The 18,694-nt window shown below is 62.7% G+C and carries 16 protein-coding genes; 9 read left to right on the top strand and 7 right to left on the bottom strand.

The window, feature by feature from the left end; translation table 11 throughout:
• Window positions 1-3: 3 nt before the first annotated feature.
• Window positions 4-1,128, bottom strand: a complete 1,125-nt coding sequence (gene hppD, locus RSO67_RS19610; protein WP_315840205.1) for a 4-hydroxyphenylpyruvate dioxygenase — start codon at window positions 1,126-1,128, stop codon at window positions 4-6.
• A 133-nt stretch (window positions 1,129-1,261) separates the two neighbouring features.
• On the opposite strand from hppD, the gene RSO67_RS19605 reads away from it, so the two are divergent.
• Complete coding sequence (locus RSO67_RS19605) at window positions 1,262-1,729, top strand: Lrp/AsnC family transcriptional regulator (protein WP_315840204.1); 468 nt, start codon at window positions 1,262-1,264, stop codon at window positions 1,727-1,729.
• Window positions 1,730-1,815: 86 nt separating this feature from the next.
• Window positions 1,816-2,127 carry a DUF1272 domain-containing protein gene (locus RSO67_RS19600; RefSeq protein WP_315840203.1) on the top strand — a complete coding sequence of 104 codons (312 nt, stop codon included), beginning with the start codon at window positions 1,816-1,818 and terminating at the stop codon, window positions 2,125-2,127.
• On the opposite strand, the gene hmgA is transcribed toward RSO67_RS19600, so the two are convergent.
• The 4 genes from hmgA to RSO67_RS19580 all read right to left on the bottom strand — a co-directional run bounded on the left by hmgA (window position 2,124) and on the right by RSO67_RS19580 (window position 6,409).
• Window positions 2,124-3,470 carry a homogentisate 1,2-dioxygenase gene (gene hmgA / locus RSO67_RS19595; RefSeq protein ID WP_315840202.1) on the bottom strand — a complete coding sequence of 449 codons (1,347 nt, stop codon included), beginning with the start codon at window positions 3,468-3,470 and terminating at the stop codon, window positions 2,124-2,126. The two genes, RSO67_RS19600 and hmgA, sit on opposite strands and share 4 nt — an antisense overlap.
• Window position 3,471: 1 nt before the next feature.
• Window positions 3,472-4,425 (bottom strand): MBL fold metallo-hydrolase, encoded by a 954-nt coding sequence (locus RSO67_RS19590; protein ID WP_089266735.1) that lies wholly within the window; start codon window positions 4,423-4,425, stop codon window positions 3,472-3,474.
• 158 nt (window positions 4,426-4,583) lie between these two features.
• Complete coding sequence (locus RSO67_RS19585; protein ID WP_315840201.1) at window positions 4,584-4,799, bottom strand: DUF2783 domain-containing protein; 216 nt, start codon at window positions 4,797-4,799, stop codon at window positions 4,584-4,586.
• Window positions 4,796-6,409 (bottom strand): FAD-dependent oxidoreductase, encoded by a 1,614-nt coding sequence (locus RSO67_RS19580; RefSeq protein ID WP_315840200.1) that lies wholly within the window; start codon window positions 6,407-6,409, stop codon window positions 4,796-4,798. Before RSO67_RS19580 ends, RSO67_RS19585 begins: the two co-directional genes overlap by 4 nt.
• A gap of 144 nt (window positions 6,410-6,553) precedes the next feature.
• Between RSO67_RS19580 and RSO67_RS19575 the strand changes: the two genes are divergently transcribed.
• Complete coding sequence (locus RSO67_RS19575; protein ID WP_315840199.1) at window positions 6,554-7,027, top strand: MarR family winged helix-turn-helix transcriptional regulator; 474 nt, start codon at window positions 6,554-6,556, stop codon at window positions 7,025-7,027.
• A gap of 71 nt (window positions 7,028-7,098) precedes the next feature.
• Here the strand turns inward: RSO67_RS19575 and RSO67_RS19570 are convergent, their stop codons facing one another.
• Window positions 7,099-7,911 carry an N-acyl homoserine lactonase family protein gene (locus RSO67_RS19570; protein WP_315840198.1) on the bottom strand — a complete coding sequence of 271 codons (813 nt, stop codon included), beginning with the start codon at window positions 7,909-7,911 and terminating at the stop codon, window positions 7,099-7,101.
• Window positions 7,912-8,178: 267 nt separating this feature from the next.
• Between RSO67_RS19570 and RSO67_RS19565 the strand changes: the two genes are divergently transcribed.
• The 5 genes from RSO67_RS19565 to RSO67_RS19545 all read left to right on the top strand — a co-directional run bounded on the left by RSO67_RS19565 (window position 8,179) and on the right by RSO67_RS19545 (window position 15,689).
• Window positions 8,179-9,690 carry a caspase family protein gene (locus tag RSO67_RS19565; protein WP_315840197.1) on the top strand — a complete coding sequence of 504 codons (1,512 nt, stop codon included), beginning with the start codon at window positions 8,179-8,181 and terminating at the stop codon, window positions 9,688-9,690.
• A gap of 223 nt (window positions 9,691-9,913) precedes the next feature.
• Window positions 9,914-10,570, top strand: a complete 657-nt coding sequence (locus RSO67_RS19560) for an OmpA family protein (protein WP_089266920.1) — start codon at window positions 9,914-9,916, stop codon at window positions 10,568-10,570.
• A 230-nt stretch (window positions 10,571-10,800) separates the two neighbouring features.
• Window positions 10,801-11,664: an efflux RND transporter periplasmic adaptor subunit gene (locus RSO67_RS19555; RefSeq protein WP_315844309.1), complete on the top strand. Its 864-nt coding sequence runs from the start codon at window positions 10,801-10,803 to the stop codon at window positions 11,662-11,664.
• Window positions 11,664-14,774 carry an efflux RND transporter permease subunit gene (locus RSO67_RS19550; protein WP_315840196.1) on the top strand — a complete coding sequence of 1,037 codons (3,111 nt, stop codon included), beginning with the start codon at window positions 11,664-11,666 and terminating at the stop codon, window positions 14,772-14,774. The genes RSO67_RS19555 and RSO67_RS19550 overlap by 1 nt, the downstream gene beginning before the upstream one ends.
• Window positions 14,775-14,783: 9 nt before the next feature.
• Complete coding sequence (locus RSO67_RS19545; protein WP_315840195.1) at window positions 14,784-15,689, top strand: efflux RND transporter periplasmic adaptor subunit; 906 nt, start codon at window positions 14,784-14,786, stop codon at window positions 15,687-15,689.
• Window positions 15,690-15,704: 15 nt separating this feature from the next.
• Here the strand turns inward: RSO67_RS19545 and RSO67_RS19540 are convergent, their stop codons facing one another.
• Window positions 15,705-16,571 (bottom strand): caspase family protein, encoded by an 867-nt coding sequence (locus RSO67_RS19540; RefSeq protein WP_315840194.1) that lies wholly within the window; start codon window positions 16,569-16,571, stop codon window positions 15,705-15,707.
• Window positions 16,572-16,921: 350 nt separating this feature from the next.
• Here RSO67_RS19540 and RSO67_RS19535 point away from each other — a divergent pair, with 350 nt between their 5' ends.
• Window positions 16,922-18,658: a hypothetical protein gene (locus RSO67_RS19535; RefSeq protein WP_315840193.1), complete on the top strand. Its 1,737-nt coding sequence runs from the start codon at window positions 16,922-16,924 to the stop codon at window positions 18,656-18,658.
• Window positions 18,659-18,694 lie beyond the last annotated feature (36 nt).

Genomic DNA, 18,694 nt, shown 5'->3' with positions numbered 1-18,694 from the left:
GAACTACGCCGCGGTCTTGTCCGCCACGTGCAGCACGCCGCGCCTGATCTGATCTTCCTCGATCGACTCGAACAGCGCCTTGAAATTGCCCTCGCCGAATCCGTCATCACCCTTGCGCTGGATGAATTCGAAGAAAATGGGGCCGATCGCATTGGCCGAGAAGATCTGCAGCAGCACCTTGGTCTCGCCGCCTGCGACCACGCCCTCGCCGTCGATCAGGATGCCGTTCTTCTGCAGCCGCGGCACGTCCTCGCCATGTTTCGGCAGGCGCGCGTCAATCTTCTCGAAATAGGTCTCGGGCGGCGCCGGCATGAAGGGCAGGCCGTCGGCTCGCAGCTTCTCGATGGTGGTGTAGATATCCGTTACGCCGCAGGCGATGTGCTGGATGCCCTCGCCGTGATACGTATTGAGATATTCCTCGATCTGGCCGGCATCGCCGGCATCCTCGTTGATCGGAATCCGGATCTTGCCGTCCGGACTGGTGAGCGCGCGCGAGAACAGGCCCGAGGCGCGGCCCTCGATGTCGAAGAAGCGAATCTGGCGGAAGTTGAACAGCTTCTCGTAGAAGCCGGTCCAGACATCCATGCGGCCGCGATGGACGTTATGGGTGAGGTGATCGAGATAGAACAGGCCGGCGCCCTCAGGACGCGGATTCTTGGCGCCGAGCCATGTGAATTCATGATCATAGGCCGAGCCCTTGGCGCCGTAGCGATCGACGAAATACAGCAGGCTGCCGCCGATGCCCTTGATGGCCGGCACGTCGAGCGTCTTCTGCGCTGCGATCGCATCCGCCGGCTCGGCACCGAGCAAAATCGCGCGGTCATAGGCCGCCTGCGCATCGACGACTCGGAAAGCCATCGACGGCGCGCAGGGGCCGTGCGCGGCGACGAAATTGAAGCCGTGAGTTCCGGGCTCTTCGTTGACGAGATAGTTGATGTCGCCCTGACGATAGACCGTGATCTTCCTGGTCTTGTGCTTCGCGACCGGCACATAGCCCATCAGCCTGAACAGGGCGTGGAGTTCTTCGGGCCTCGGATGCGCGTATTCGACGAATTCAAAGCCGTCGGTGCCCATCGGATTATGTGCCGAGATGGTGGCGGCCGGCGCGTCGTGCGGAAACGGACCCATGGTGATCTCCCGAAGCTGATTTGCATTATCGCTTGGCTGGAGTGTCGGTCGTTTGCGACGCAAGGTGCATGCAAACTCGGATAGAATATGCGATATTCATGCACGATTCACGCATAAAAGAGGCTTTTGACGCATGATCCCGGTGGACGCTTTCGATCTCAAGATGCTGGCCGCACTGCAGAACGACGGCCGGCTGACCAATCAGCAGCTCGCCGATGCCGTCGGCCTCTCTGCCTCGCAATGCTCGCGGCGCCGGATGCGACTCGAGGAGGAGAAAGTGATCTCCGGTTATCACGCCGATCTGTCATCGGACGCGCTCGGCTTCAACGTGATCGCCTTCATCCAGGTGCAACTGGCCACCCACTCGCCGGACAATGCCAAGAAGTTCCGCACGCTGGTGCAACGGGTCGACGAGGTGCAGGAGGCTTACTCGCTCACCGGCGACGCCGACTATGTGCTGAAAGCCGTATTGCGCGATCTCAAGGGACTGTCCGACCTCGTCAACAATGTGCTGATGCCACATCAGAGCGTCGCGCACGTGCGTTCGTCGATCGTGCTTGACCGTTTGAAGGAAACATCGCGGCTGCCGCTCAAGGCCTAGTTTTGGCGACGGATCGCGGAATTCCCTGTTCAACTTCGTCGGCGCTTCTGCAAGGATGGGCAACCGACAACGGCAGGGGAAAGAGCATGGCACTGGCGCTGCGGCCAAACTGCGAATATTGCGACAAGGATCTGCCGCCTGCGGCACGCGATGCGTGCATCTGCACCTTTGAATGTACATTCTGCGCGGATTGCGTGGAGACCAAGCTCTTCAACGTGTGCCCGAACTGCGGCGGCGGTTTCGCCCCGCGTCCGATCCGGCCGGCCACCGAATGGCGGCCCGGACTTTCCGTTGCCAAGCGCCCGCCGTCGGACAAGCGCGTGCATCTCTCCCGCAGCCTCGAAGACATCGCCGCGCAGTCGGCGCGTATCAAGGATATTCCGCCGGAGAATCGCTAGCGCTTGTTCGGATCGAAGCGCTTCTCCAGGCCCTTCCAGCAATCCGCATAATCGCTCTGCAACGTTGCCGTCGTGGCAGCGTGTTCCGTGACGCGCTGCGGGTAGCGGGTCTCGAACATGAAGGCCATGGTGCCGGTGAGCTTCACCGGCTTCAACTCGCCATTGCTGGCGTGATCGAAGGCCTCGCGGTCCGGACCGTGCGGCAGCATCATGTTGTGCAGGCTGATGCCGCCCGGCGTGAAGCCCTGCGGCTTGGCGTCATAGACGCCGTAAATCAGGCCCATGAATTCCGACATGATATTCATGTGATACCACGGCGGCCGGAAGGTGTTTTCCGCCACCGCCCAGCGCTCCGGGAAGATCACGAAATCGATATTCGCGGTACCGGCGGTTTCAGACGGCGAGGTTAGCACCGTAAAGATCGACGGATCCGGATGGTCGAAGCCGATGGCGCCCACCGGCGAGAAGGTGCGCAGATCGTATTTATACGGCGCATAGTTGCCGTGCCAGGCGACGACATCGATGGGCGAATGCGGCAGCACCGTCTTGAACAGCGAGCCGCCCCATTTCACATAGAGTTCGGTCAGCGTGTCCTTGTCTTCATAGGCGGCCACGGGCGTGAGGAAGTCGCGCGCATTGGCAAGACAATTGGCACCGATCGGTCCGCGCTCGGGCAGCGTGAAAGCGCCGCCATAGTTCTCGCAGAGATAGCCGCGCGCGGCGGCGCCCGTGAGTTCGACGCGGAACTTGACGCCGCGCGGGATCACGACGATCTCGCCTGGCTCAGCATCGATGCGGCCGAATTCGGTGACGAACAACAAGTTGCCTTGCTGCAGCACGAACATCAGCTCGCCATCGGCATTGTAGAAATGCTGATCCACCATCGACTTCGTGATCAGATAGACATGCGCCGCCATGCCGGCCTGGGTGCCGGCGTCGCCTGCCGTGGTCATGGTCTGCACGCCCTGCAGGAAGGTCATGTCCTCCTTCGGAATCGGCGCCGGATCCCACCGCAATTGCGCGATCGGCAGATCGTTCTCGTGACACGGCGCGGTGCGCCACAGCTTGCTATCTGCCTTCTCGAACCGCCCCGAATGTTTCACCGACGGGCGGATGCGATACAGCCAGGACCGCTCATTGGTGCCGCGGGGCGCGGTGAAGGGCGAGCCCGAGAGCTGCTCGGCATAAAGCCCATAGGCCGCACGCTGCGGCGAGTTGCGGCCGATGGGCAACGCGCCGGGGAGCGCCTCCGTTTCGAAGCTGTTGCCAAAGCCGGACATATAGCCCGGCGTGACATTGGACGTCGCACGGCTGATCAGATCGGGATTGGTCGTGATGTTCATCTCATCCTCCTTGGAGCGCGGCCCACATTTCGCGGTCGCGCTTGTCGGTCCAGATCACGGGGTCGTCGATCCCCGAGGCTTCATCGAAGGCGCGGGATACATTGAACGGGAGGCAGTGCTCGTAGATCGCAAAGCTCGAAAACTTCTTGTCCATGACGTCGCGGGTTGCCGCCATGGTCTCCTTCAGGCTGCGCCCCTTGGCGACCGACATCTCGGCCGCACCGTAGAGCGACATCACGAAGTCACGCGTCATCGCGATCGCCTCGCGGGTCGTCTCCAGCCCCTTCAGCGCATCGCCGCGACCGGGCGCAATCGCTTTCGGGTTGAAGGCCCGGATCTCGTTGAGCGTCGACGGCCATTCGCGCAGCAGCGCATCGCCGCAATAGCAGGCCGAGTGATATTCGATCAGATCGCCGGAGAACATCACCTCGGCATCCGGCACCCAGGCAACGATATCGCCGGACGTATGACCGGCACCGAGCTGCATGAGACGCACCTCGCGCTTGCCGAGGAAGATCGACATCTCGCCCTCGAAGGTCAGCGTCGGCCAGGTCAGGCCGGGGATGCTCTCGGCATCCTGGAACAGGCGCGGAAAGCGGCCGAATTCGGAATCCCAATCCTGCTGGCCGCGTTCTTCCACCAGCCGATAGGTCTCCTGGGACGCGACGACACCCTGCGCCTTATAGGCAGACGCACCGAGCACGCGCACCGCGTGGTAATGCGACAACACGACATATTTGATCGGCTTGTCGGTGACCGTCCGCACGCGCTCGATCACCTTGTTGGCCATCGCCGGCGTCGCCTGCGCGTCGAACACGATGCAACCGTCATCGCCGACGATGACAGCCGAGTTCGGATCGCCTTCAGCCGTGAAGGCATAGAGATCGGTGCCGATCTCCGAGAAAGTGACCTTCTTCTCGGTCATGTCGGTCGTGGATGCGAAACCCTTGGTCATGCAGCTATTCCTTTCGAATTCCAAAACTGTCATTCCGGGGCACGAGCGGCGTCAGCCGCACGTGAACCCGGAATCTTGATGTGTTCATCACTCCGGGATTCCGGGTCTGCACTGCAGTCGCTGCGCGACTTACGTGCATCCAGGAATGACGAGCTTTCTCATTTCTCGTTCCTCACCGCCGGCAACCTTCGCTTCGCCAGCGCAATCGCGTCGCCGAGCACAGCGGCATCGCCGATATGATTGGCGAGGATCAGCACCAGCGCCGTATCGAGCGCCGCGCTTTGATCGTCGGTCAGTCCGCGATGCGCCTCGACGATGGCACGATAGGCGTCGTCGGGACTGGCGAAATTGGACGCTGTCGACAACACCGTCATGACGCTCTCCCGGAGGCACGCGCGACCGCGGCCTTGATCGCCTGCGAGGTCGGATACCGGAAGCGCGCCGCGATATAGCCATCGGGGCGCAGCAGATAGGCGTTTCCGGGATCGGCACCGTAGCGCGCCTTGAACAGCCCGGCCTCGTCGCGCAGCGCCGCATCATCGCCGACGACCAGACGCGCCACGCCGTCGGGCAGTTCAATCGCCTGACCATCCGACTGCAGCACAGTGAAGCCGCGGCCGACTCCGGCGAAACATTCCGAGAGAAACACATGTGCGCCGTCATCGCTGACGAGCGGCGCGTCCGGCATATGCGCGCCCGGCCGCGGACCGCCGGACCAGTCGTCGCTATCGGCGGTCGAGAGCGGCGTCTGATAGACCGACGGCACGGACAGCCGGCCGCCATTGATCATGCGCTTGGCGAAATCGGCTTCCCTGGCGAGGGACAGCACCGCCTGCCGCATGCGCTGCTCCTGCTTCGAATGCGGCGCGATGAAATCGGTCGCATGGGTCGAGGCGCGGATGTTCTCGTCTGCGGCCGGGCCCCGTTCGGCATCATAGCTCGCCAGCAGTGACGCCGGCGCATCGCCAGCCAGCACCAGTGCGAGCTTCCAGGCGATATTCTCGGCGTCTTCGAGGCCGGAATTGGCACCCCGCGCGCCGAACGGCGACACCTGATGCGCCGCATCGCCGGCAAAGATCACGCGCTCATGCAGGAAGCGCTGCATGCGGCGGCACTGGAACTTGTAGACCGAGATCCACTCGAAATCGAAATCGTCGTGGCCGAGCATGCGTGCGATGCGCGGACGCACCTTCTCCGGCTGCCGCTCCGCGACAGGGTCGGCATCGGGACCGAGCTGCAGATCGATGCGCCAGACATCGTCGGGCTGACGATGCAGCAGTGCGGACTGGCCGGAATGGAACGGCGGATCGAACCAGAACCAGCGCTCGGTCGGGAATTCCGCGGTCATCTTGACGTCGGCGATCAGGAACTGATCCTCGAACACCTCGCCGGAAAAATCCGCGCCGACCATGCCACGCAGACCGGAGCGTGCGCCATCGCAGGCGACGACATAGTCGGCGCGCAGCGTGTAAGGCCCGTCGGGCGTCTCGACGGTGAGTTCGGCGTGATCATTATGCTGCGCCAGCGCGATGACCTTGTTGCGCCAGCGCAGATCGATCTCCGGCAGTTGATGCACGCGATCGACCAGGAAGGATTCAGCGTAATATTGCTGCAGGTTGATGAAGGCCGGCATCTTGTGGCCGGTCTCGGGCAGCAGATCGAACTGGTAGAGCATGTCCGGTCCGAGAAAGATCTTGCCGACCTTCCACACCACGCCCTTGTCGATCATGCGATCGGCGGCACCGAGACGGTCCCAATATTCGAGCGAGCGTTTGGAGAAACAGATGGCGCGCGAGCCGTCGCCGATCCGATCGGCGTCGTCGAGCAGCACCACGCGCTGGCCGCGCTGCGCCAGATCGATGGCCAGCGACAGGCCGACAGGGCCAGCGCCCACAATCACCACGGGATGACGCGCTGCATCAACAGCAGGGCGTGCCTGATCGGCATGACGGCGATAAGCAAACTGACGGACGTGTTGCGCCATGGCTCAACCCCTGCCCTGCAACCGGATGCATTTTCGGATCAACGCTGGTCTGGCCAACGGACCGCACTCCCTCTAAGATAGTCTCATTTGCAACCATCTAAACGCCGGACCCGTGGCGGCGTCAACAGCAGAATCGGTGGCTCCGTGGCAAAATTCGACCTGTTTCAGTTCGTTCCATTCCGGCTCAACCGACTGGCCGCGGAGGTCAGCGCCGCATTGTCCGACGAATATCAGGTACGCTATGGGCTCGACATTCCGGAATGGCGCGTCATCGCCACGCTGGGCTTTCGCGACGATGCCTGCAGCGCACAGTTCATTTCGCAATGCACACGCACGCATAAATCCACCATCAGCCGCGCGGTCACCGCCCTGCTGGAACGCGAACTCATCGAGCGCGTCGAGAACGAAGATGATCGCCGCGCCTTCGAACTGCGTCTCTCCGCGAAAGGCATCGCGCTCTATGAAGAGCTGATCCCGCGCCTGCTGCACAAGGAACGCGACATCCTGTCATGTCTGACGGCGCAGGAGCGCAAGGATTTCGCCGCCGCACTCGGCAAGATCGAGCGTAGCCTCGACCTCGTGCAGACACGGCACGGTCAAAAAGCCGGCGCCTATTGAGCGATTAGCGTTGTCTTGATTTGGCGCATGATCCGATCCGAAAACCGGAAGCCACTTTTCGGGATCATGCGCTACGCGCGCACAAAGGAACGCGAGGGCGCCACATGCAGCGCATAGGCATCGGCCTTGCTGCCCTCGACGCGCGGGTAGAGCTCGCGCACCAGCGGATCGTGCCCCGGAATGATCCGATCGGGATGGCCGGCGAGGCGCTCGCAGGTCGTCCAGCCGTCGCACATGTCGCCGATATTGTAGACAATCGGAAACGGGCTGCGGCGCTGCATGTTGCCGTAATAATGCGAGGCGTCTGACGCCAACACCACCGGGCCGCGCGCGGTTTGCACGCGCACGATCTGCAGACCGTCGGAATGGCCACCAACGCGGTGCAGCGTGACGCCCGGAGCAACCTCGCCATCGCCATTATGGAACGTGACGCGCTCATTGAACACGTGTCGCACCATCAAGGTGACGTCCTCCGCCGAGAACGGATGCCGCAGCAGCCCATTGCACATGCAGCGGCCCGTCGCGTAGCTCATCTCGCGGTCCTGCAGATGGAACCTGGCATTGGGGAGACGATCGAGATTGCCGGCATGGTCGTAATGCAGATGCGTGACAATAACGTCGCGGATGTCCGCCGCGCGAACGCCGAAATCGGCCAGCGCATCGATAGGATTGATCGTGAGCTTGCGGCTGCGCTCCTTCGCGGCGGCTTCGTTGAAGCCTGTATCGACAAGGATGTCGCGGCCACCGCCGCGGATCAGCCAGACGAAATAATCGAGATCGGCCGCTGCTGTCTCATGGGGATCGGGTGCGAGATAATTCATCTGCGGCGTCCGCGGCGTCATCGTGGCATAGCGGATCGCATAGATTTCGTAAGTCACGCTCATTCGTCCCGTCCCGTTCCTGGTCGTTATTGTGCGCAACAAGCCATCGTCACCGGAAAAGGTCAAACCGTTCCAACCACCGGAATGACCGGGAACCGGGACTGCAGCGACAACGCCAGACGCGTGGTGAATTGACGCGATAGCTGCCGCCCACACTGCACGTTGACAGCCGCGATCACGCCGGTTTGATAATGCGAATGGCGTGGATTAGTGTCGCTGCGGCGCAAGCCGCAGCATGGACAGCGCCCTCAAGTGTGGACCGGTTTCATTATGAAAATGCGCATTGCTCTGATCGCTCTCCTGACGTTTGCTGCCACGCCCATCTGGCAGGCCTCCGCCGCGGAAGATCGGACCCACCGGATCGCACTGGTGATCGGCAATGCGAAATATCCGGACGCCGAGACACCGCTCAAGGAGCCCCTCAACGACGCCCGCGACGTCGCCGCCGAATTGAAGCGTGACGGATTTGAGGTCGATACCGGGGAAAATCTCGGCGGCGATGGCATGCGCCGGGCGCTCGACAAATTCTACGGCAAGGTGAAGCCCGGCTCGGTAGCCCTGGTGTTCTTCAGCGGCTTCGGCATCCAGTCCGCGCGGCAGAGTTACATGATCCCGGTCGACGCCCAGATCTGGACCGAGCCCGACGTGCGCCGCGACGGCTTCAGCCTCGAGACCGTGCTCAATGAGATCAACGGCCGCGGCGCCGGCGTCAAGATTGCGCTTTTGGACGCATCCCGTCGCAATCCGTTCGAACGCCGGTTCCGCAGCTTCTCCGCCGGGCTCGCTCCGGTGATCGCACCGAGCGGCACGCTGGTGATGTATTCGGCGGCTCTGAGCTCGGTCGTCAGCGATGGCGGCGGCGATCACGGGCTGTTTGTCAGCGAATTGCTGAAGGAAATCCGGATTCCCGATCTCACCGCCGAGCAGACGCTGAACCGGACCCGCGTCAACGTCACCCGCGCGTCGCGCAGCGAGCAGGTGCCGTGGATTTCCTCGTCGCTGGCAGAAGACTTCTCTTTCATAGCCGGAACGCGCCCGGCGTCAGCCGCTGTGGCGGAAGCCAAACCGGCCGACCCGGCGCCGGCTGCGACACCGCGCCCCCCTGCTGTGGCCAAGCCGGAAGTCGTCGCCGCACCTGTCGCCCCAGCGCCTGCTGCACCCACGCCTGTTACGCCCACGCCGGCGGCTCCAGCAGCAGCGCCTGCGCCGGCCGCGGCGCCAACTCCTGCCCCCGCCGTCGTTGCCGAAGTGCCCCGTGACGAAAACAAGATCCTGCTGGCGCTGGCGGAGGATCCGACCGTCAAATCGCTGAACGTCAAGCTGACCGACAATCCGGAAGACGCCGGCGCGCTGTATCGCCGTGGCCAGGTCTATGCCAGCAAGGGCGCCTATTCCGCTGCGATCAAGGATTTCGACGCCACAATCAAACTGAATCCCAAGGATGTCGAGGCCTACAACAACCGTTGCTGGGCGCGCACCGTGACCGGTGACCTCGCCGCCGCGCTCAAGGACTGCAACGAGGCCCTGCGCCTGCGCCCGAATTTCGTCGATGCGCTGGACAGCCGCGGCCTGGTCAATCTCAAGAACGGCCAGAGCAAGAATGCGATTGCGGATTTCGACGCTGCGCTGAAGATCAATCCGCAGCTGACTTCATCGCTCTACGGCCGCGGCCTGGCCAAACATCGCCTTGGCCAGACGGCGGAAGGCGATCTCGACATCACCAATGCCAAGGCCATGGACCCGGACATCGTCAAGGAATTTGCCGGCTACGGCGTGCGATAGCACGGCGTCCGATAGCACGGCATCCGATGATCCCCAGAGGTCACCGGAATTTCGCGGGAAAGCCGCAAGAAAATCGCAGGAATCCGCACGCCCGGTTTGAACCTGCGGCGCGCGAGCGGACACTATTGATGGCAAGCCGGAAGCCATCCTGAAGCGATCCGGCACCAGATTTTGTTGGATTTGATTCAAGCGCGTTTCGCGCGACGAAATGAAGGATGCACCCATGTCAAACACATCCGCACGCCCTGGCTTCAAGGCACTTCGCACGATCGCCATGATCAGCGTCGCCCTGTCGCTGACCGCAGGCATCGCCGCAGCGGCTGAGGAAGTGACCTCCGACCAGATCCTGCGCGCATTGGCGCCGAAGAAGCCGCTGACCCGCGGCCTGTCGATGACGCCGCCGGCCGAGCCGGCCGTCAATGCCGCCGAAGGCAAGTTCGTCGATTCCCTTCGCAATCGCAGCACGCGGTCGCTATCGATCGGCGAGCGCGAGCAGATCGCCGCCGTCGCCCAGACCAAGCCGGCGATCGATCTGGAAATTACCTTCGACTACAATTCGGCGAATATCAGCAAGAAGTCGCTGTCCTCGGTGCAGGCCCTCGGCAAGGCGCTGAGCAGCGAAGACCTCAAGGGCGCAACCTTCGTGGTCGCCGGCCATACCGACGCCGTCGGCGGCGAAGAATACAACCAGGATCTCTCCGAGCGCCGCGCTGATGCCATCAAGCGCTATCTGACGGACAAATACGGCATCGCCGGCGCCGACCTCGTCACCGTTGGGTATGGCAAGGGCAAGCCGAAGGCCGGCGTAGCGCCGACCGACCCGTCGAACCGCCGCGTCCAGGTGGTGAATATGGCGAACAAGACCACCGCGTCCCAATAGAGCTCGGTGGTACCTCCGAGCTTGCTGCGGATTGCCGCACCACAGCGTTCCGTACCACGCGGGACGCTGTTTGCTGTGGTGATCGCGGATATCCTGTATAGATTGCCCCGACCTGCCGCCGCACCGATCGAATGCCCCTGGTGCTCCGTAATACCAAGTGGATCGATCTCGCAATGAAGGCTTTTGCCTGCTTCTCCCCCTCTCTCGCATGTCTGTCGCTGGCGGCCACCATGGTCGCAACCACCTCTATCGGCTTCGCCGCTGAACCCGCACCCGCCGGCTCCGCCTCGCCGAATGGCGCCATGGTGATCGTTGCCAAGGCCACCAATGCCTGCTTCTCCGATCTCGTGCGGGTGACCGGCTTCGTGGTTCCGCGCCGCGAGGCCGTTGTCGGCGTCGAGACCGAAGGTTCAAAGGTCTCCGAAGTGCTGGTTCGCGAAGGCGACACCGTCACCGAGAACCAGGAACTGGCCCGGCTGATACCGCCGCCGACAGCAGGCAATGCACGCCCGAATCCGGTGACGCTGCGCGCCCCGGCGGCAGGCCTGATTACCTCCGTGAACACCATCGTCGGCGCGCCCGCCTCGCCGCAGGCCGGGCCGATGTTCAGGATCGCCATCAACAACGAGCTCGAGCTCGATGCGGAAGTGCCGAGCATCCACATCCTCAAGCTCAACCCCGGCGTCACGGCGCGGATCAGCCGCGACGATCAGCCCGATATTTTCGGCAAGGTGCGGCTGGTGTCGCCGCAGATCGACCGCGTGACGCAGCTGGGCCATGTCCGGCTATCGCTGGCCAGCAACCCGTCGCTCAAGGTCGGTGTCTTCGCCCGCGCCAGCATCGACGCCAAGCGCAGCTGCGGCGTCGCGATCCCGCGCTCGGCGATCGAACACTTCATGGTGCAGCTCGTGAAGGGCAACACCATTGAAACCCGCCGTGTGAAGGTGGGGCTGGTGTCTGACACGTCGACAGAAATTCTCGAAGGCGTCGAGGTGGGCGACATCGTCGTTGCCGATGCCGGCACATCACTTCATGACGGCGACAAGGTCCAGACCATGTTCGTCGATGACCTCGATCGATCGCGGGTGCGTTAATGGCAATGAATATCTCGGCATGGTCGATCCGCCATCCGCTTCCGTCCATCGTCTTCTCGATCATTCTTCTGGTGCTCGGTTGGATCAGCTTCACCAAGCTGGCGATCACGCGGCTACCGAGCGCGGACATTCCGGTGATCTCGGTCGCCGTCTCGCAATTCGGCGCAGCGCCCGCGGAACTTGAAGCGCAGGTCACCAAGACCATCGAAGACGGCGTCTCCGGCGTCGAAGGCGTGCGACACATCTCATCGTCGATCACTGACGGCCTGTCAGTCACGACCGTGCAATTCGCGCTGGAAACCAACACTGATCGCGCGCTCAACGACGTCAAGGACGCCGTAACGCGCGTGCGCGCCAATCTCCCCCAGAATGTCAACGAACCGCTGATCCAGCGCGTCGACGTGATCGGCCTGCCAATCGTCACCTATGCTGCGATCTCACCGGGCAAGACGCCGGAGCAGCTGTCGTGGTTCGTCGACGACGTGGTGAAGCGCGCATTGCAGGGCGTGCGCAACGTCGCCCAGGTCGAGCGCATCGGCGGCGTCGAGCGCGAAATCCTTGTCTCGCTCGATCCCGACCGTTTACAGGCCGCAGGCCTTACCGCAGTCGATGTGTCCAGGCGTCTGCGCGGCACCAATGTGGACCTCGCCGGCGGACGCGCCGAAATCGGCAAGAACGATCAGGCGATCCGGACACTGGCCGGCGCCAAGACGCTGAACGAACTCGCCGGCACCATGATCAGCCTGCCGTCCGGCGGCGAGGTGCGGCTCGAAGATCTCGGCACGGTCACCGATACCATCGCCGATCGCCGCACCTTTGCGCGTTTCAACGGCGAGCCCGTGGTGGCGCTGGGTATCAAACGATCCAAGGGCGCCAGCGACGTGGTGGTCGCCGCGGCCGTCCAGAAGCGCATCGACGCGCTGAAGGCGTCCTATCCCGACGTCGATCTGAAACTGATCGACACCTCGGTCGACTTCACCAAGGGCAATTACGAAGCCGCGATCTCGACGCTGTTCGAAGGCGCGGCGCTCGCCGTCATCGTGGTATTCTTCTTCCTGCGCGATCTGCGCGCCACGGTCATCGCCGCGATTTCGCTGCCGCTGTCGATCTTCCCGGCCTTCTGGGCGATGGACCTGCTCGGCTTCTCGCTCAATCTCGTGAGCTTCCTCGCCATCACGCTATCGACGGGCATTCTCGTCGATGACGCCATTGTCGAGATCGAAAACATCGTGCGGCATATGCGGATGGGCAAATCGCCCTATCGCGCCGCGCTGGAAGCGGCGGACGAAATCGGCCTCGCCGTGATCGCCATCAGCCTCACGATTATCGCGATCTTTGCCCCGGCCAGCTTCATGTCGGGCATCGCCGGACAATTCTTCAAGCAGTTCGGCATCACTGTCTCGGTGCAGGTGTTCTTCTCACTATTGGCAGCGCGCTTCGTCACGCCTGTGCTGGCGGCCTACTTCCTCAAGGATCACAAGCACGACGATCCACCGCCGGGGCGCCTGCTGCAAGCCTACAACAAGCTCGTGACCCTGTCGGTGAAACGCTACTACGTGACGGTTCTGTTCGGTCTCGCCGTCTTCGCACTGTCGATCTGGAGCATCCAGCTGCTGCCGCAGGGCTTCCTGCCGGCGCAAGACACCGCGCGCTCGCTGATGGCGATGGAATTGCCGCCGGGATCGCAGCTTGCTTACACCGAAAAGGTCACAGAAGATATCGTCGCACGGCTCCGCAAGCGACCTGAAGTGAAGAGCGTGTTCGTCGATGGTGGTCACGTTCCACCCGGCACCTATGAAGTGCGGCGCGCAGCTCTCATCATCAACTACACCCCGAAGAGCGAACGCGACAGCGCACATACACAGCGCCTGCTTGAACTCGATATCAGCAAGGAACTCGAAAGCGTTCCGGATATTCGCTACTGGTTCCTCGACGAGAACGGGCTGCGCGCCATCTCGCTGGTGGTGACCGGCACCGACAGCAATATCGTCGCCAATGTCGCCAGCGAACTGGCGACGCAGATGAAGCGCATTCCACTGATCTCCAACGTGATCTCGGAAACCTCGCTGGATCGTCCCGAGCTGCGCGTGCAGCCGCGTGCCGATCTGGCGGCACGACTCGGCGTCTCCACCGAGAGCCTGTCGGAAACCATCCGCGTCGCCACCATCGGCGACGTCGGCCCGGCTCTGGCGAAATTCGATGCCGGCGATCGCCTGGTGCCGATCCGCGTGCAGCTCGAAGACACGGCACGCGCCGACTTCCAGATCCTCGAACAATTGCGGGTACCGCTTGGCGGCGGGCGCGGCGGCGTGCCGCTATCCGTCGTTGCCGACATCAAGCTCGACCAGGGACCGACCAGCATCAACCGCTACGACAGGGAACGTCAGGCCACCGTGGCCGCGGATCTCGTGGGCACCGCCGCACTCGGCGATGCCCTGAAGAAGATCTACGAACTGCCGGTCATGAAGAGCCTGCCGAAGAATGTGAGCGTCAAGCAGTCCGGCGACGCCGAAAGCCTGAACGAACTCGCGGATGGCTTCGCCACCGCGATCTCGGCAGGCCTGATGATGGTTTATGCGGTGCTGGTGCTGCTGTTCGGTACTTTCCTGCAGCCGATCACCATCCTGTTCTCTCTGCCCCTATCCATCGGCGGCGCGATCCTGGCGCTGCTGTTGACTGGAAAGCAACTCACGACGCCGGTCTGGATCGGCATCCTGATGCTGATGGGCATCGTCACCAAGAACGCCATCATGCTGGTGGAATTTGCCGTGGAAGCCATTCGCGAAGGTAAGCCGCGAGAAGTCGCGATCATCGATGCCGGCATGAAGCGCGCGCGGCCGATCGTGATGACCACCGTTGCCATGGTCGCTGGCATGATGCCGTCTGCACTGGCCTTCGGCGCCGGCGGCGAGTTCCGCTCGCCGATGGCGCTTGCTATCATTGGCGGGCTGATCTTCTCGACGGCGCTGTCGCTGCTGTTCGTGCCGGCGATGTTCATGATGATGGACGACGTCGGACAATTGGCATGGCGCTTCGGGCGCAAGCTGCTGGCGTCGAGCGGCGAGGAAGACCCGCAAAACGGTCAGCCACCCGCCGCCCCGCACAAATAGGCACATGCAATGACCCTGTCCGTCGCCTCTTCCAAGCGAACCACCACATGGGCCAGATTGCTGGTCGCGCTGTCGCTATGCGTGTTCACGCAGCCCGCTCTGGCCGCCGACGATCCTGCTGATGCCCCGAAGGGTGCAGCAGTGACCGTGCTGACCGCCGCGAAGTCCTGCTTCTCCGCCACGGTCGAAGTCTCCGGCATCCTGATCCCGCGCGAGGAAGTCTCGATCCGTCCCGATCGTCCGGGCCTCAAGGTCGCAGAGGTCATGGTCGATGCCGGCGAGAACGTCACCGCGGGCCAGATCCTCGCACGCCTGACGCCACCGGAAGGCGGATCGCTTCAAGTTCAGGCCACGGTCGCAGGATTGGTCAGCGCCTCGTCCGCCGTGGTCGGATCGCTTGCATCGGCCAAGGGCGAGGCTCTTTTCAACATCATCGCGCGGAGCGAGTTCGAATTCATCGGCCAGGTACCGACCCGCGACCTGCCGAAGCTGAAAGTCGATCAGCCGGTCAAGGTCAAGGTGATCGGCGCTGGAGAGCTGGACGGTAAAGTGAAACGCGTCGCCTCCACCGTGGAGCCCAACAGCCAGCTCGGCCAGGTCGTGGTCTCGATCACCTCGGCCCGGCGGCTGATGAGCAATTCCTACGCGCGTGCCATCATCAAAACTGGCGAAAGCTGCGGCGTCTCAGTGCCATTGACTGCCGTTCTCTACAGTGCCGGCGGCACCGTCGTGCAGGTGGTCCGGCGGCAGCGTATCGAGACGCGGCGCGTCGAGGTTGGCCTGATGTCGGGCGGCCGCGTCGAAGTGCGCGAAGGCTTGAATGATGGCGATGTGATTGTCGCGCGCGCGGGCGCATTGCTGCGCGAAGGCGACCCGGTTCGTCCGGTGATGGCGAACGCAGACGCCGCGAAGTAATCACAACGGGAAAGATCAGCTACCGGCTTTGGCCGTTGCGCTGTCACCGAGCAGGATGTCCTCAACCAGTGACGAGGACACCGCAGGAACCTGCTCACCGGCGGTCGCGCGGGTAACCGCAACGCGGGTGTTGGTGAAGACGGACTCGGCACTCGCCGGCTTGGCCTTCATGTTCTTCAGCAATTCGGTTGCGAGCAGACTGTTCTGACCATCCACATCGTCGGCAACCTTGCCCGGCGTCGCCGAGGTCAGGATCAGCGCATTCTCAGGCACATCGATCGGCGCGAGACCACGGGAGTAACCGCGGAAGCGGCGCTCATAGGGATTGCGGCGGGACGCATCCAGCACGACCAGTTTGGCCTGGGCACCCTGCTCCTTCATGATATCGAGAACGGCCTCGACGCTCATGCCGTCGCGGCGGATGTCACGCTCTTTCCAGATCGCGGCATCGACCGGGATCATGTAGCTCTGGCGGCCAACCTGAACGCCATAGCCACCGAAATACAGCATCACGACGGTTTCAGGCTTGATCTTGGCCTTCAGGCGCTCGACAGCGCGGGTCATGTCATCGCGGGTCGCGTCTTCCACCACATCGACGTCGAAACCGTCGCGGCGGAGTGCGCTCGTCATGGCACGTGCATCATTGATCGGCTGGCTCAGCGGCGCGCCGGCGTCGGGGTAATGACCGTTGCCGATCACCAGCGCGATACGCGACGCCTTCGTCACGGGATTGATCGTCCCGGTCACCGTCTCGGCCTGTGCAGCTTCCAGCGAGCGCTTGTTCAGCGCGGCATTGGCGCCAAGCGCCAGCGAAACCAGGCCGACAAAAGCTGCGGCCACAGTGATAGAGCGACGGGATACGCGAAACTGCCGTACGTTCATAAGATCATTCCTGCTCATCGTTCAGGCGCAACCGTGGGTCGCGCGAACGTCGAAATAGGTTTGAAGGGATGCCAAACCAATGAGTATCAAATGCGCTCAATTTGCGGCATCGCAGCAAACTGGTTGTTAACCCGCCAAGGCCACCCGGGCAACCGGTAAAGGCCGGGATTTAAGACAGGGTTACTGACTGACCAGGCTAAGGTCTTGAACGCGCTTGCGCTTCACGCAATTGTAATCCCGACCGATTCGTGCAACTTTTCAAAGGCTTGCAGGTGTCGGGAGGCGATTGCGCCGCAGCAGCAGCGGGCGGTTTTCGAAGCGTGCGCAGGGACCGCACTGAAAGAAACCTCATGGGTGTGACTTATTTTGCCGGCGCCGCATACCGCGCGCTGACAGCCAGCAAAGACGGCCCGTCGCTTTACGACCTCTGCGACCCCCTTTTTCACAAGCACACCGGCGGCGACGCCCATATCGTCAAGTTCTACAAAACCGCGCTCAACAATGCCGCGCTCCGCCCGTTACTCTGCCGCGCCGGCCTGTCCGAGTTGCGCGATCCCGCCCGGTTCAAAGCCATACAGCAGGCCCTGAGAGCGGCGCGCGACGACGAGAAGCCAGATTGGGAAGCGATCGGCCAGCCCATCGCCGAGCTGCTCGACACGGTCATATTGAGCCATCCAGAGCCGAAGCCCGTGATGACTTCAGCGCAGGCACCGTCGCTGGGCGAGATCGACGATGTCATCAAGGTCTGCGGCACGCATCTGCTGCGCTCGTTCGACCGCAACGGCTTCATTCCTACTTACGCGGCGTTCAACCTGATCGGCGATCCCGACATGCATGGCCGCGATTTCCTGATGGCCCTGACGGGCCTCAATTCGCGCGGCTACAAGAATTCGACGCTGCTGTTCACCCTCGCGCGTATCTTCATCGCCCGCTCACCGGCCGGAAAACTCATCAATCCGCCATGGACCGGAATTGCCGAACCCATGTGGGAGCCGGTGCAGATCCGTCATCGCTCGGCCTATTACGACGCCTTCTTCACCGAGGCGCTGCTCAGCTTCGACGAAACCGGACTGCCGTCGCCAGACCAAACGGCATCCTCCCGCCGCGCCATCGATGCGATGGTTGAATTCTGCCTGATCACCAGCCGCGAGGAAGTCCGCTCGCATGACGGGACGCGTGTGAACGTCATCACGGCGCTGGCGCCGCCGCCACATCCGCGCTTCAGCCGGCTCTTCGCGCAGATCAAGCAGGATCTCGGCTTCGGCATCTATGTGCCGGACTGCGACACTACCGCCTGCTCATTCTCCGCCGCCACACAGGCCGGCTCGACCGACCCGATCCTCGCTCAACCCCTGCTCGACTTCTATGCCGGTTATCAGGTCGGCAACGGCAGCAACGAGCCGATGGTCACCGTGCCGATCAACGACCACATCGACTATGACGGCGCCATCGTCACCTGGATCGACAATCTCGCGGGCGAACGGCCCTATGGCAACGATCTCGATCCGACGCTCAATCTCGACGTGCTCGAAGTCTCGTTCCGGAATCTCGTCCGCTGGAAGGTGATGGAGACGCCGACACGTCTGGAAACGATGCAGCGGATCATCGGCTTCCAGCGTCGCCTCGTGGCATCCGGCGCCTTCGCCGATCCGAAATCGCACATCTACTATCTGCCGGAGCTCTACAGCGCCTATTTCGGCCGCTGCTATGCGGCTTTCCGTGAATTGCCGGCCGCGACGCAACAGGCCATCGATACCGACGGCACGTTCGACTTCATCCGCCTGCGTGTGCTCGCTTATGTGCAGCACGAGTTGATTGCGCGCGAGATGAATACTTTCGATGCGGCACTCGCACTGATCGCGCTCGGACATCTCGGCGGCGAGCTCGCGCATTTCGCTCCTGCGCTGCGCTGCATCATCACGGCAACGGGTGAAGGCGGCCGCAAGGGTCCGTTCAAGGCCTATGAATGGAACAAGATGAAAACGCCAACACGGATTCTCGTCGGCGGCCCCGAGGTGACCTCAGCCTTCGTGCTGATGGGTCTCGCGCTGGCGCGGCGGAGGATGATGAACGGCCACGCCGCATAGTTCATCGCGCGAAGTTGAAGGTATGAAGGAGCGACC

Origin of the sequence: Tardiphaga sp. 709 (assembly GCF_032401055.1) — a bacterium.
Taxonomy (GTDB): Bacteria; Pseudomonadota; Alphaproteobacteria; order Rhizobiales; family Xanthobacteraceae; genus Tardiphaga.
The sequence above is the reverse complement of the archived record's forward strand: the minus strand, read 5'-3'. Positions and strand labels throughout refer to the sequence as shown.